Origin of the sequence: Dubosiella muris (assembly GCF_004793885.1) — a bacterium.
GTDB classification, from domain to species: domain Bacteria; phylum Bacillota_I; class Bacilli_A; order Erysipelotrichales; family Erysipelotrichaceae; genus Dubosiella; species Dubosiella muris.
Genome location: NZ_SRYG01000002.1, coordinates 12,914 through 25,076 on the forward strand (window position 1 = coordinate 12,914; position 12,163 = coordinate 25,076).

11 protein-coding genes are annotated in these 12,163 nt (G+C 52.8%); 10 read left to right on the forward strand and 1 reads right to left on the reverse strand.

What is annotated here, in order from left to right:
• The first annotated feature begins 5 nt into the window (after positions 1-5).
• From recN to E5336_RS00990, 6 genes are read left to right on the forward strand one after another with little or no spacing between them, the layout of a single operon-like run.
• Positions 6-1,646 (forward strand): DNA repair protein RecN, encoded by a 1,641-nt coding sequence (gene recN / locus E5336_RS00965; RefSeq protein ID WP_135979225.1) that lies wholly within the window; start codon positions 6-8, stop codon positions 1,644-1,646.
• Entirely contained in the window at positions 1,639-2,829 is a 1,191-nt protein-coding gene (dinB, locus tag E5336_RS00970) for a DNA polymerase IV (protein ID WP_135979226.1), read from the forward strand. Before recN ends, dinB begins: the two co-directional genes overlap by 8 nt.
• Entirely contained in the window at positions 2,819-3,484 is a 666-nt protein-coding gene (locus E5336_RS00975) for a tRNA1(Val) (adenine(37)-N6)-methyltransferase (protein WP_135979227.1), read from the forward strand. The genes dinB and E5336_RS00975 overlap by 11 nt, the downstream gene beginning before the upstream one ends.
• Positions 3,475-4,395, forward strand: a complete 921-nt coding sequence (locus E5336_RS00980; protein WP_135979228.1) for a tyrosine-type recombinase/integrase — start codon at positions 3,475-3,477, stop codon at positions 4,393-4,395. Before E5336_RS00975 ends, E5336_RS00980 begins: the two co-directional genes overlap by 10 nt.
• The gene (locus E5336_RS00985; protein ID WP_135979229.1) at positions 4,385-5,215 is read left to right on the forward strand and encodes an Mrp/NBP35 family ATP-binding protein; all 831 of its coding nucleotides are present in this window, start codon (positions 4,385-4,387) and stop codon (positions 5,213-5,215) included. The genes E5336_RS00980 and E5336_RS00985 overlap by 11 nt, the downstream gene beginning before the upstream one ends.
• A complete protein-coding gene (locus tag E5336_RS00990) occupies positions 5,199-5,831 on the forward strand; it encodes a M48 family metallopeptidase (protein WP_135979230.1) in 633 nt (210 codons plus the stop codon). The genes E5336_RS00985 and E5336_RS00990 overlap by 17 nt, the downstream gene beginning before the upstream one ends.
• A gap of 232 nt (positions 5,832-6,063) precedes the next feature.
• Here the strand turns inward: E5336_RS00990 and E5336_RS00995 are convergent, their stop codons facing one another.
• A complete protein-coding gene (locus E5336_RS00995; RefSeq protein WP_135979231.1) occupies positions 6,064-6,618 on the reverse strand; it encodes a TetR/AcrR family transcriptional regulator in 555 nt (184 codons plus the stop codon).
• 258 nt (positions 6,619-6,876) lie between these two features.
• Between E5336_RS00995 and E5336_RS01000 the strand changes: the two genes are divergently transcribed.
• The 4 genes from E5336_RS01000 (at position 6,877) to larB (ending at position 11,938) form a co-directional block, all read left to right on the forward strand.
• Positions 6,877-8,247 carry an MATE family efflux transporter gene (locus tag E5336_RS01000; RefSeq protein WP_277820720.1) on the forward strand — a complete coding sequence of 457 codons (1,371 nt, stop codon included), beginning with the start codon at positions 6,877-6,879 and terminating at the stop codon, positions 8,245-8,247.
• Positions 8,248-8,322: 75 nt separating this feature from the next.
• Positions 8,323-10,455, forward strand: a complete 2,133-nt coding sequence (ppk1, locus tag E5336_RS01005; protein WP_135979232.1) for a polyphosphate kinase 1 — start codon at positions 8,323-8,325, stop codon at positions 10,453-10,455.
• Positions 10,456-10,476: 21 nt separating this feature from the next.
• Positions 10,477-11,277: an ATP-dependent sacrificial sulfur transferase LarE gene (gene larE, locus E5336_RS01010; RefSeq protein WP_135979233.1), complete on the forward strand. Its 801-nt coding sequence runs from the start codon at positions 10,477-10,479 to the stop codon at positions 11,275-11,277.
• Positions 11,252-11,938: a nickel pincer cofactor biosynthesis protein LarB gene (larB, locus tag E5336_RS01015; RefSeq protein WP_277820721.1), complete on the forward strand. Its 687-nt coding sequence runs from the start codon at positions 11,252-11,254 to the stop codon at positions 11,936-11,938. Before larE ends, larB begins: the two co-directional genes overlap by 26 nt.
• Positions 11,939-12,163 lie beyond the last annotated feature (225 nt).

Below are 12,163 nucleotides of genomic sequence, written 5' to 3' on the forward strand. Positions count from 1 at the left end.
AAGACTTGATCGAACAATTAATGGTCAAAGACTATATTTTATTCGACCGCGCGTTTATCGACTTCAACAAGGACATGTCCGTCATCACGGGAGAAACCGGCGCCGGAAAATCGCTGTTGATTGACGCGCTTTCGTATTTGTCCGGCAACCGGATCACGGGCAATATCGTCCGCCACGGCAAGGAGAAAGCGATTTTGCAGATGGTGCTCTCCCGGCCCAATCCCGAAGTGATCGCCATGCTGGAGGACAACGGATTTGAAATCGAGGACAATCTCATCATTCAGCGAACCGTGACAAGCCAGGGAAAAAGCACGATTCGCATCAACCAGCAAGTGAGCACCCTTGGCTTCGTGCGCTCGCTCATGGCGAAACTAATCGACGTGCACTCGCAAATGGATACGATTCAGCTGATGGATCCGGCGGTTCAGCTCGATTTGCTGGATCAATACGCGAAAAACGCCACGCTGAAAGAAGAAGTGCAAACCCGGTACAAAAGCTACAGCGCCGCCAAACGGGCGCTGTCGAAAGCGCAAAACGAAACGTTTTCCGACGAGGAGCTCGAGTCGTTGACAAACGAGCTCAACGCCATCACGGCCGCCAACGTGCAGGAAAACGAGCTGGCCGAGCTTCAGGAAAAAATTCGCCAGCTTTCGCGCGCCCAGCAAAACCTTGACGAGATGGGCGAGTGCATCTCGATGTTGACTAAAGACAACGGCATTCTCGACTCGGTTTACGAAACGTACAAAATCATGCGCAAAAACGAACAGCTGGAAAGCGAAAGCGAGTCTTTGCATTCGATTTACTATTCGCTTCAGGATATTTCCGAGACGATCAAGGACAAACGCGAGGAAATTTTTAACGCCCACGAAGATTTGGACGCCTTGCAGGAGCGGGAATACGAAATCAAGAAGCTGTACCGAAAATACGGCGGCAGCTATTCGCAAATGATGGAGCGCGCTAAGGAATTCGAAGAGCGAATCGACCGGATCATCCACCGGCAGGATGTTTTTGAAAAGCTGGAAAAGCAGCTTCAAACGAGCGAGGAAAGCTATTTTCAGGCGGCTCGCGCCTTGTCAAAATCCCGCAAGGCGGTGTTCGACGCGCTGTCGCAGGAAATCGAGACGCATTGCCGCGACTTGATGCTGGAAAACGCCCGGTTCCAGGTGGAGGATCACGAAAAGAAGCCGGCTGCCGATGGCATTGATGAAATTGAATTCGTCGTTTCGATGAATCCGGGTCAGCCTTTTTCGCCTTTGAAGCGTTCGGCCAGCGGCGGGGAGCTCTCCCGTTTGATGCTCGCGCTCAAGACGGTGTTCCAGACGCAGGAAGGCATCGACACGATCGTGTTTGACGAAATCGACACGGGTGTTTCCGGCAAAGTCGCCCTGGCGATGGGAAGCAAAATGTATTCGTTGTCCAAAAGCCACCAAGTGTTGTGCATCACCCATTTGTCTTCGGTCGCTGTGTGGGCGGATTCGCATTACTACGTGTCCAAATCGCAAAACGAGCAGGAAACGACGACTTCGATTCGCCAGCTTGACGAGGAGGAATCGCTCAAAGAACTCGCCATCATGGCCAGCGGCAGCGCGAAGGAGAGCGCGGTCGAGTCGATGCGCGAGCTTCGAAAGGAAGTCCGGCATGGCTAGCGTGCTGTTCCATATTGATTTGAACGCCTTTTTCGCGAACGCTGAAATTTTACGACACCCTGAATTGAAAGATAAGCCGGTCGCGATCGGCTCCCTCTCTTCGCGCGGCGTGCTTTCGACAGCCAACTACGAGGCGCGCAAGCACGGCGTCCATTCGGCGATGCCCGTTTACCAGGCCAAGGAATTGTGCCCGGAACTGGTTGTCATTCCCGGAGACTACGCGTATTACCGGAAGCTGTCGTCCCGGTTTTTCGCGTATTTGCGCCGCTATTCCGCCAAGCTGGAGCCTCTTTCGATCGACGAGTGCTTTCTGGATGTCACGGAGCCGATTCGAAAGTATCCGCGGCCGCTGGACATGGCGGTTCAAATCCAGCAAGGCGTGCTGCAAGAGCTTGGCCTGACGTGCTCGATTGGTGTGGGACCGACGCGGTTTCTGGCGAAAATGGCCAGCGACATGAAAAAGCCAATGGGTATCACGGTGCTTCGCAAATCGGAAATTCCCGCCAAGCTTTGGCCGTTGCCGATCGAGGAGATGATCGGGATCGGTAAAAAAACCGTTCCGGCGCTCAAAAAAGAAGGTGTGGAACGAATTGGCGATTTGGTGGATCCTAGATTCGAGCCGGCTGTGCGGCGGCTGCTTGGGAAAAACGCGTTCGCCATGATGCAAAAGGCGAAAGGAAACTCGTCTTCGAAGCTGGAGTTTTCCACTTCCCACAAAAGCATTTCCGTGTCCAAAACGTTTAAAACCGACTTGTATACGCTGGAGGAAGCGCAAACCCAGGCGCAAATCCTGACGCGCGAGCTGTGGAACAAGCTCGTCCGCGACAAGCAAAAAGGACGGCTCGTCTCGCTCGTTTTGCGCGACACGACGTTCCACAATCAAATGCGTTCGAAAACCCTCAACGCGATGACGGACAACTATGCGACGATTTGGGAGGTCGTTTCCGAATTGCTGCTGGAGCATTTCGAACCGGTCGGCTACCGGCATATTGGCGTGAGCATCGGCTCGCTCAAGCGCGCCGATCAAATCATCGAGCAGCCGACGATTTTCGAAGAGCCCGTCAACACGACGCAAGACATTGTCGCGAGCCTGAACCGCTCGCTCGATTCGAAAGTGTTTATGACAGCGGGCGATTTGCTGAAGAAGAAAGAAAAGGAAGGAAAGAACGAGCATGGTCAATGAAAGCGATTTGCGGCTGGACTATTTGGTGGATCCATCCATTCAGCTGTATCAAGATCCGAATCATTTTTGCTTAAACACGGACACGCGTCTGCTCGCGCAGTTCATGCGGATAAAAAAAGGCGAAAGCGTGCTCGATATCGGAACGAACAACGCGGCGCTGCTCGTTTACGCTTCCCGCTTTTCGTGTTCGAAGCTCATTGGCGTCGAAGTGCTGCCCGAGTCGTTTGAGGTCGCCCAGCTAAACGTCCGGCGTTTCATCGACGGGGAGGTGGAGCTGATCAACGCCCCGATCCAGCGTGTCGAGCACGAGCCGGTGGATGTCGTCGTCAGCAATCCGCCTTTTTTTGAGTTAAAGGAAATGCACCCCGACACGCGGCTGGACTTGCGGGCTAAAGGACGGTTCGAGTTGAACTGCACGCTCGAGGAGCTGGTCGCCAGCGCCGGACGGCTGCTCAAATCCAACGGCCGTTTTTATTTAGTGCACCGGCCCGACCGGATCTTTGAGATTTTCGCGGCGCTGCACGCGTGTCGTTTCAGTGTCAAGCGCATGCAGGTGGCTTACGACCGACGCTCCAAAGGGGCCAAGTCGCTGTTGATCGAAGCGATCAAGGAAGGCCACACGAAGACGACGATCGAGGACAGCTTATGGATATGACGTGGGAGCAGGCGCTCAATCAATACGAGATCCACATCCGGGTATTGGAAAACAAATCGCTGCGCACGACCGAGGCGTATATGAACGATTTGGTTCATTACGCGAACTGGATGGAGCAGCAAGGGCGTAAGACGCCAAGGCACGTTTCCATCGTCGATTTGGACCGGTTTATGAACGGGTATCGCCCGGGGCACGCCAGCGCCTCTTGCGCGCGCATGCTCTCGTCCGTTCGCTCGTTCCATCGCTTTCTGGCGCTCAAAGACGAAACGATGCCGGATCCAACGCTCAATTTCAAGCAGTCCTCGTCCTCCAAGCACTTGCCGGTGTATATGAGCGAGGCGCAAGTAAAAATGATCCTTGATTCTTTTGGTCCGGGTGATTATGATGAATTGGGAAAGACGGTGCTTGAAACCTTGTACGCCTGCGGATTGCGGGTGTCCGAGCTTTGCGCACTCGATCTCAACGATGTCAAGACGAAAGAGCAAATCGTTCGAATCCGGCACGGCAAAGGCGACAAGGAGCGGATCGTTCCTATCGCGCAAACCGCGGCCCGGCAAATCGAGCGGTACATTCGCCACGTTCGCTGTTCCAGCGCCTCTTCGAAGGAGAGCGCGCTGTTTGTGAACGGAAAAGGCCATCGGATCAGCCGGCAGTACGTGCACGCGCTCATCAAAAAGAAAGTGGCGGCGCTCGGGCTTGATCCGCGTATTTCCGCGCACAGTTTCCGTCATTCGTACGCGAGCCACCTGCTGGATGGCGGGGCGGATTTGCGCGTCGTGCAGGAACTGCTCGGCCACGCCGACATCAAAACGACGCAAATTTATACGCATATTCAAAACAAACGTCTAAGCGATGCGTATACGCGTTTTTTTCCAGACTTAGACGGGGAAGGAGATAACGATGTCTTGTGAAGGATGTCCAAACCAGGGAAGTTGTTCGAAAGACGCCTCCAGCTGTTCGGTAGAAACGAACGCCCAATCGAAAATCAAACACGTGATCGCGGTGCTGTCCGGAAAGGGCGGCGTCGGAAAGTCGACGATCACGGTCATGCTCGCGCGCGCGATGCAAAAACAAGGACTGCGTGTCGGGATCATGGATGCCGACATCACGGGTCCATCCATTCCGCGACTGATGAACGCCCACGAGCGTTACGCCTACGCGACAAAGGAAAATGAAATCATTCCAGTCGATGTCGACGGTATCAAGATCATGTCGCTGAACTACCTAGTTCAAAATGAAAGCGATCCGGTGATTTGGCGCGGCCCGATTTTGGGCAATGTCGTCAAGCAGTTTTACACCGATGTCGTCTGGGGCGAGCTGGACGTGCTGCTCATCGACATGCCGCCGGGCACCGGCGACGTGGCGCTGACGATTTTGCAGTCGCTGCCGGTTCAAGGCGTGCTCATGGTGTCCACACCGCAGCCAATGGTGTCGATGATCGTGACCAAAGCCATCAAAATGTGTCAGGAAATGCACGTTCCTGTTTTGGGAATCGTGGAAAACATGGCGTATTTCGAATGTCCGAACTGCCAGGAAAAAGCGTTGTTCTACGACGAAAACGAACTGGAGCAATTTCTTCATGAAAGCGGAACGAAGCTGTATGGACAACTGCCGATGAACAGTTTGATTCGCAATGTCCACCAGTACGACGCTTACGATTTGAAGCAGCAGGAAGCGACGATGGAAACGATGGCGCAAATCGCTAAAGCGGTGTATGCCGACGTGGAATGACCATCCGGTCGCCGTCGTCCGCAAACCGCATAACAAAAAAATTTATATGCGATACCAGGATGGAGCCCTCGTCGTTACGGCTCCATCTTTTATAACGGACGAGCAAATCCGGCAGTTTCTTTTCGACAACAAGGAATGGATCGAGCGCCAGGAAAAGAAACAGGCAAACACCGCGCTGCGCGAAGGCGGTTTTCTTTATTTGTTCGGCGAGCGGTACGGGCTGAAAAAAGGGGAATCGACACGGATTGAGAACGGCACGCTGTTTTATACGGACGAAACAGCATGGAAGTTGTTTATCCGCCATTACGCCACGCCCAGACTGCGCGCGCGCTTTGAACAAGTCCGGCTTCGATATGGATTCCAGGCGGTTGACTTGCGCTTTGGCTTTTACCGCTCGAAGTGGGGAAGCTGCACGCCGGCCAGGCGCTGTATCTCTCTCAATGTGAATCTCGCTTTCGTCCCGCTCGAATGTGTCGAGGCGATTATCCTGCACGAGCTTTGCCATCTGGAACATCCGGATCATTCCAAGGCGTTTTACGCCGCCATCCATCGAAGGATGCCCGACTACGACGAGAGAATGGCCCGCTTAAAAGATATAGAGATCCCGCATTTTTAGGGATCTTTTCTTTTGTCTCCTTTGTAGACATAAAATTCTACAAGTTGTCTACATGGGGCGGTGTGTTTCGGCGAAACGAGAAAAGAAAGAAACAAAAGGCGAGGCGCAAAAAAACACGAAAGGAGAAAGATCTTTCGTGCCAGGTTTTCGTTTTTTCTCTTTTCGTGCCGGCTCAATCGCTTTGATTGAGCGAAGGGGGAGGTGAATCGTTGAAATCACAAAAAAAACCGCATCACTGCGGCTTCTCAAAACTTGATTGCTGTTCGTATTTCCGAATCCATTCCAATATTTCTTCCGGCGATTCCTTCAATCCGGTTCGAATCCATTTGGATACGACAAAAATAAAACCACCGGCCTTATAAATCAACCCGTTCAGGATAACGGGATCGTCCAGATCCGCGTTGCGATATTTTCGAAACATGTATTGAAGCAGGTCGATTAAATACGATTGGCTGGCTTTGGCAAGATCGGGTGTTTGCTGGATCTTCGTCATCAAGACCGGTTCGTCATAAACGAAATGCAAACATTTTCGATACCATACCTCGGTCGGCTCGTCGCCGATTTCAGGCTCTTTCTCTAAAAGAGCGTTCACTTTTTCTTTAAAATACTGAATAATGATATCTTCCTTGGAAGAGTAGGTTCGATAGTACGTCATGCGGGAAACTCCCGCTTTGCTCGTGATTTCAGACACAGTGATATCTTCGTATCGCTTTTGCTGTAGTAGGATCATCAGAGCTTCAAAGATACAACTTCTAAGAAATTGGCTCGATTTCTTTTTTTTGACCATGATTCGCGTCCCTTTCTAAGTGAGTCTATATTTGAATGGTGATGCTGTTGATGTAACAAAATTTGCTGTGCTGTTATCTAAATGTATTATAACGAAACTCAAAATTCGATTAAACCTGAAGGGTGCAATAAATTACACATTTTGATTTTTGTAACTCTTTCTATGCTTCAAAAGTATGGAAAACCATCGAAAAAAAGCATTCGATTTTTTTAATCGGGATTTTTATAATGAAAACGGAAAGCAGGAAAGGAAAAAAATATGAGGCAAACACTCGCCGCATTCACCACCAAAACACCAAAGACCACCCGAATGTTCACCAATGAAGCGCTCGGAAAACTCATCGTGCCGCTCGTCGTCGAGCAAGTCCTCGTCATGCTCATTGGCATGATCGACACCATTATGGTGTCTTTTGCCGGCGAAGCCGCCATCAGCGGCGTCGCCCTCGTCGATATGATCAACAATTTGTTCATCACCGTGCTCGCCTCCCTCGCCACCGGAGGCGCCGTCATCGTCTCCCAGTACCTTGGCTCGAAAAACAAGGCCGAGGCGGATCTGGGCGCAAGCCAGCTTATCTTAAGCGCCACGCTGGCCGGAACCGGGATCGGCGTTTTCTGCCTCGTCTTCAGACAGCCAATGCTCACACTGTTTTACGGCGGGGTCGAAGCCGACGTCATGGAAGCGTGCGCCGTGTATTTTCTATTCACGCTTTGCTCGTTTCTCTTTCTTGGCTTGTACAACGCCGGAACCGCCATCTTTCGCAGCATGCAAAAAACCGGTACGACGATGGTTGTCTCGCTTTTCATGAACATCTTGAACCTCGTCGGCAACTATTTGGGGGTGTTCGTCTTTCAAATGGGCGTGGCCGGCGTCGCCATCCCGACCCTCGTTTCGCGGATGGCGGGCGCCTTTCTCATTTTCGCGCTCACGCTGCGCCCGGGCCAGCCTGTCCAGGTCCGCTGTCCGTACGTGCTTTCGTGGCAGGGAGCCATGCAGCGCCGCCTCTTTCGCATCGCGGTGCCAAACGGCATCGAAAACGGATTGTTCATGCTTGGCAAAGTGCTCGTCACGAGCATCGTCGCTTTGTTCGGGACGACGCAAATCGCGGCCAACGGCGTATCCAACTCGCTGAATACAATTGCCATCCTCGTCGTCAACGCCATCAATCTGGCCATCGTCACCGTGATCGGGCAATGCGTGGGCGCCCGGGAATTGGAACAGGCACGCGCCTACACGAAAAAGCTCATGAAGATCTCCTATGTCGCGACAGCCGCCTTGTCGTTGCTCGTATGGGCGATTTTGCCGCTTTTGCTGCGCCTTTACGACATGAGCGATGCCACGTACACTCTCACTTTCCATCTTATCCTGATCCACAACGCCCTGGCGCTGCATCCTACTTCGTTCAATTTGGCCAACGCCATTCGCGCCGCCGGCGACGTGCGGTACACGATGTGGGTCGGCATCGCGTCCATGCTTGTTTTCCGGCTTGGCTGCGCCTTCTTGTTTGGTGTCGGACTTGGATGGGGAATTTATGGCGTATGGCTGGCGATGGGCGCCGACTGGCTGGGTCGATTCATCGCGTTCCTCTTTCGATACCACTCTGGAAAATGGCTGCGCCATCGGGCGATCTAACACAAAGAAGAATGGCTTTGGGCATTCTTTTTTTGTCGTCCATGATATAATCTTGGAAAAGGAAATGAGTGAATTATGAGTAAGACACATCACCGATATATGCAAAACCGCGAGTTATCGTGGCTGAAATTTAATCAACGCGTTTTAGAGGAAGCCAGCGATCCAAACGTTCCTTTGTTTGAACGGCTGAAATTCCTCTCGATTTTCACAAGCAATCTGGACGAGTTTTACATGATCCGGGTCGGCACTTTAACCGATTTGTGCTATGGCGATCCCAACCATGTCGACAGCCGCAGTCAAATGACGGTTCAGGAGCAGCTGCAAGCCATTTTCAAGGAAACCAAGCAGCTGTACGCAATGCGCGACACCATATACAAGGCGCTGGAGGAAACGATGATCGACCTCCAATTCGCCAACCGCGCATGGAAAGACTTGTCCCGCAAACAAAAAAAGCATCTTCAAAAATATTTCCGGGAGCGGATCCTGCCTTTGTTGTCGCCGCAAATCATGGACTTCCACCATCCGTTTCCACACCTGGTCAACCAGCAGTTGTACATTGTCGTCGAACTGTATGAAAAGGAAAAAAAGAAGTTCGGCATCGTGCCGGTTCCTCCGTTTGTCGAGCCGTTTATCAAGGTTGGCGAGGAGGGACAGAACTTCCTGCTGATGGAGCAGCTCATCATCAACAACCTGGATCAAATTTTCACCAAGAGCACGATCAAGGACGCCGCCGTCATCCGCGTGACCCGCAACGCCGATGTCGAAATCGACGACGACCGGGCGAAAGACGACGAGGATTATCTCGACTTCGTTAAAAACGCGCTCAAAAAACGCTCGCGGCTCGCGCCGCTGCGCATGGAGGTGTACCGGTCGATTCCCGACTCGATGCTCAACTATTTATGCGAGCAGCTTGACATTTCCAAGGCGCAGGTATTTTTGTCCAAAACCCCGCTTGAATTGAAGTTTTTGTTCGATTTGATTGGCAAGGCGCCGCAGGCGATGAAGGAAATGCTCGCGTATCCGCCGTTCGCGCCGCAGCCATCCAAATACGTCGATCCCGACCGTGGCGTCCTGTCGCAGGCGCTCGATCACGATATTTTGCTGAACTATCCGTATCAGACGATCGACCACTTTTTGAATTTGCTCAAAGAAGCCAGCGACGATCCCGACGTGCTGTCCATCAAAATCACGATTTATCGTCTGGCCACGCCATCGAGAATTTTGGACTATTTGATTCGCGCTTGCGAAAATGGCAAGGAAGTCACCGTTTTGATGGAGCTGCGCGCCCGCTTTGACGAAGACCACAACATTCAGGCGGCCCAATGGCTCGAAGAAGCCGGATGCACGGTTCTTTTCGGTTTCGAGCATTATAAAGTGCACTCGAAAATTTGCCTCATTACCGTGAAAACGAAAAAGGGCTTGCGGCTTGTGACGCAAGTGGGGACCGGCAACTACAACGAGAAGACCGCCAAGCAATACACCGATCTTTGCCTGATTACCGCCAACGAGCAAATCGGCCGGGATGCGGCCGCCTTTTTCCAAAACATGGCGCTGGCCAACGTCGAAGGCCAGTACGAGCGCCTTTTGGTGGCCCCGTCCTCGCTCAAACAAACGGTTTTGAAAAAGCTCGACGAGCAAATCGAACGGGCCAAAGAAGGCAAGGTGGCCGAAGCGTGCTTCAAAGTCAATTCGATTTCCGACACGGAAATCATGGACAAGCTACGTGAGGCGAGCTGCGCCGGCGTGAAAATCGTGATGGTCGTCCGCGGGATTTGCTGCCTGCTCCCCGGCGTCGAAGGCGAAACCGAAAACATCGAGATCTACTCGATTGTCGGCCGTTTTCTGGAGCATTCGCGCATCTACATGTTTGGGCCGAAAGAGGAGAGGACGATTTATATCGCCTCGGCCGATTTTATGACCCGCAATACGAATCATCGCGTCGAGGTGGCGGTTCCTGTTGAAAATCCGATGCTGAAGGCCGACATTGAAACGTATTTCCACAATTTGCTGATGGATAACGTCAAGCGGCGCCGGCTGACTTGTACCGGCTGCTACGAGCCAATCGAAAGCGAAAAGGAAGACCGGTTCGACTCCCAGCAATATGAGCTGGAAGCCGCCAAAGACCATCCTTGCTTGTATAAGAAAAAGGAGAACGCCTTCCAGCGGTGGTTCCATCAGCGAAGACGAGGAACAAAAAAAGAACAATAAACAAAAAAAGGGGGAATTTTGATGACAAAGGAAGATTTGCTTCGCGAGCAAATCCGCCAGTACGGCCGCGTGGCGATCGCCTACAGCGGGGGCTGCGACTCCGACTTTTTATGGACGCTTTGCAAAGACGTGCTTGGCGAGGAAAACGTGCTGCCCATTTTTGTGCGCGGGCCAATGATCAGCGAGGAGGACGCAACGGCCGCGCTCGGGCGGCTGGAGGGGACGGCCCATCTTGTGCTGGAACTGGACACGCTCTCCATTCCGGCGTTTCGACACAACGCCCGCGACCGGTGCTATTGGTGCAAGCATGCCTTAATGAAACAAATCCAAGACGCCGCGCATCAGCGCGGCTTTGATGTGGTGATCGACGGACAAAACGCGGACGATCAAGCCGAGTATCGCCCCGGAAAAGCGGCTTGCCAGGAACTGGGAATCGTGTCGCCGATGGCGCGAGTCGGACTTGACAAGGCGGCGATACGGAAATGGGCGAAAACGCTGGGCGTGCCGACGCACGACAAACCCGCCAACGCCTGTCTGGCGTCGCGTTTCGACTATGGAACGACGCTGACGCGCGAAAGCCTGGACCGGGTGGCGCAAGCCGAACGCTATTTGCACGATCTTGGCGTGCTGCATGTCCGGGTCCGGGACATGGACGGGCTGGCCCGGATTGAGTGCGAGCGAAAAGACTGGAAAAAAATTTTGGAAGCCAAGGAGTTTGTCGACACATTTCGCCGGCTTGGCTACCGGTATGTCACCTTGGATTTGAATGGCATCACAACAGGAGGGTATGATCGAAATGGGAATCCAACAAATCGACTTTGAAAAACAATACACGATCGACTATGAACGAAAAAAGAGGACGGGCGCGCCCGAAATCATTTACGGGGAAGGAAAGACGAAGGAGCAAATCGAAGCCATCATCGCCGACATGCTGGAAAACGGCCAGGACGCGATTTTCGCTTCCCGTGTCGACGAGGAAAAAGCGGCGTACTTGCAGGCTCGTTTTCCAAAACTGGAATACGACAAGGCGGCCCGGGTACTCGTCTGGCGTCAAGACTGGAACACGGTGAATCCGGGACGGATTTGTGTCGTGTGCGCGGGAACCAGCGATGTGCCGGTCGCTATGGAAGCGGTGTGGATCGCCCGGTTTTTAGGCAACGACGTCGATTTTGTTTGCGATGTCGGCGTGGCGGGCATTCATCGTCTGCTGGCGCGAATGGATCAAATCAACGCCGCCAACGTCATCGTGGTCGTCGCGGGCATGGAAGGCGCGCTCGCTTCCGTCGTTGGCGGGCTCACAAATAAGCCGGTGATCGCCGTGCCGACGTCTGTAGGCTACGGCGCCAACTTCCAAGGTCTTTCCGCGCTGCTGTCGATGCTCAACTCGTGCGCAAGCGGCGTCAGCGTGGTGAATATCGACAATGGATTCGGGGCCGGATTCATGGCGCATACGATCAACTGTCTGGCCCGGCGCGGCGAGTAAAAAGCGGTATCCGGACGGATACCGCACACATATGATCTGATGCTCAGGGTCCCACCCCGCATTTGAAATAGGGGGTATATCCCAAAATTGGGCATGGTCCTTTAACACCATCTCCACGCAAGGCAGATTAAGCAGAAAAGAAGGATCACGACCGAATCCTTCTTTTGATATTTCTTCATTTTTAGGTAAAGCCGTGAATCAGAACAAGCTCTCTTGTTCAATTCC

What these genes read in the sequence shown, in the direction of transcription:
- dinB (WP_135979226.1), top strand. Translation starts at nt 1,639, where the DNA reads ATGGCTAGCGTGCTGTTCCATATTGATTTGAACGCCTTTTTCGCGAAC.
- E5336_RS00975 (WP_135979227.1), top strand. Translation starts at nt 2,819, where the DNA reads ATGGTCAATGAAAGCGATTTGCGGCTGGACTATTTGGTGGATCCATCC.
- E5336_RS00980 (WP_135979228.1), top strand. Translation starts at nt 3,475, where the DNA reads ATGGATATGACGTGGGAGCAGGCGCTCAATCAATACGAGATCCACATC.
- E5336_RS00985 (WP_135979229.1), top strand. Translation starts at nt 4,385, where the DNA reads ATGTCTTGTGAAGGATGTCCAAACCAGGGAAGTTGTTCGAAAGACGCC.
- E5336_RS00990 (WP_135979230.1), top strand. Translation starts at nt 5,199, where the DNA reads ATGCCGACGTGGAATGACCATCCGGTCGCCGTCGTCCGCAAACCGCAT.
- E5336_RS00995 (WP_135979231.1), bottom strand. Translation starts at nt 6,618, where the DNA reads ATGGTCAAAAAAAAGAAATCGAGCCAATTTCTTAGAAGTTGTATCTTT.
- E5336_RS01000 (WP_277820720.1), top strand. Translation starts at nt 6,877, where the DNA reads ATGAGGCAAACACTCGCCGCATTCACCACCAAAACACCAAAGACCACC.
- ppk1 (WP_135979232.1), top strand. Translation starts at nt 8,323, where the DNA reads ATGAGTAAGACACATCACCGATATATGCAAAACCGCGAGTTATCGTGG.
- larE (WP_135979233.1), top strand. Translation starts at nt 10,477, where the DNA reads ATGACAAAGGAAGATTTGCTTCGCGAGCAAATCCGCCAGTACGGCCGC.
- larB (WP_277820721.1), top strand. Translation starts at nt 11,252, where the DNA reads ATGGGAATCCAACAAATCGACTTTGAAAAACAATACACGATCGACTAT.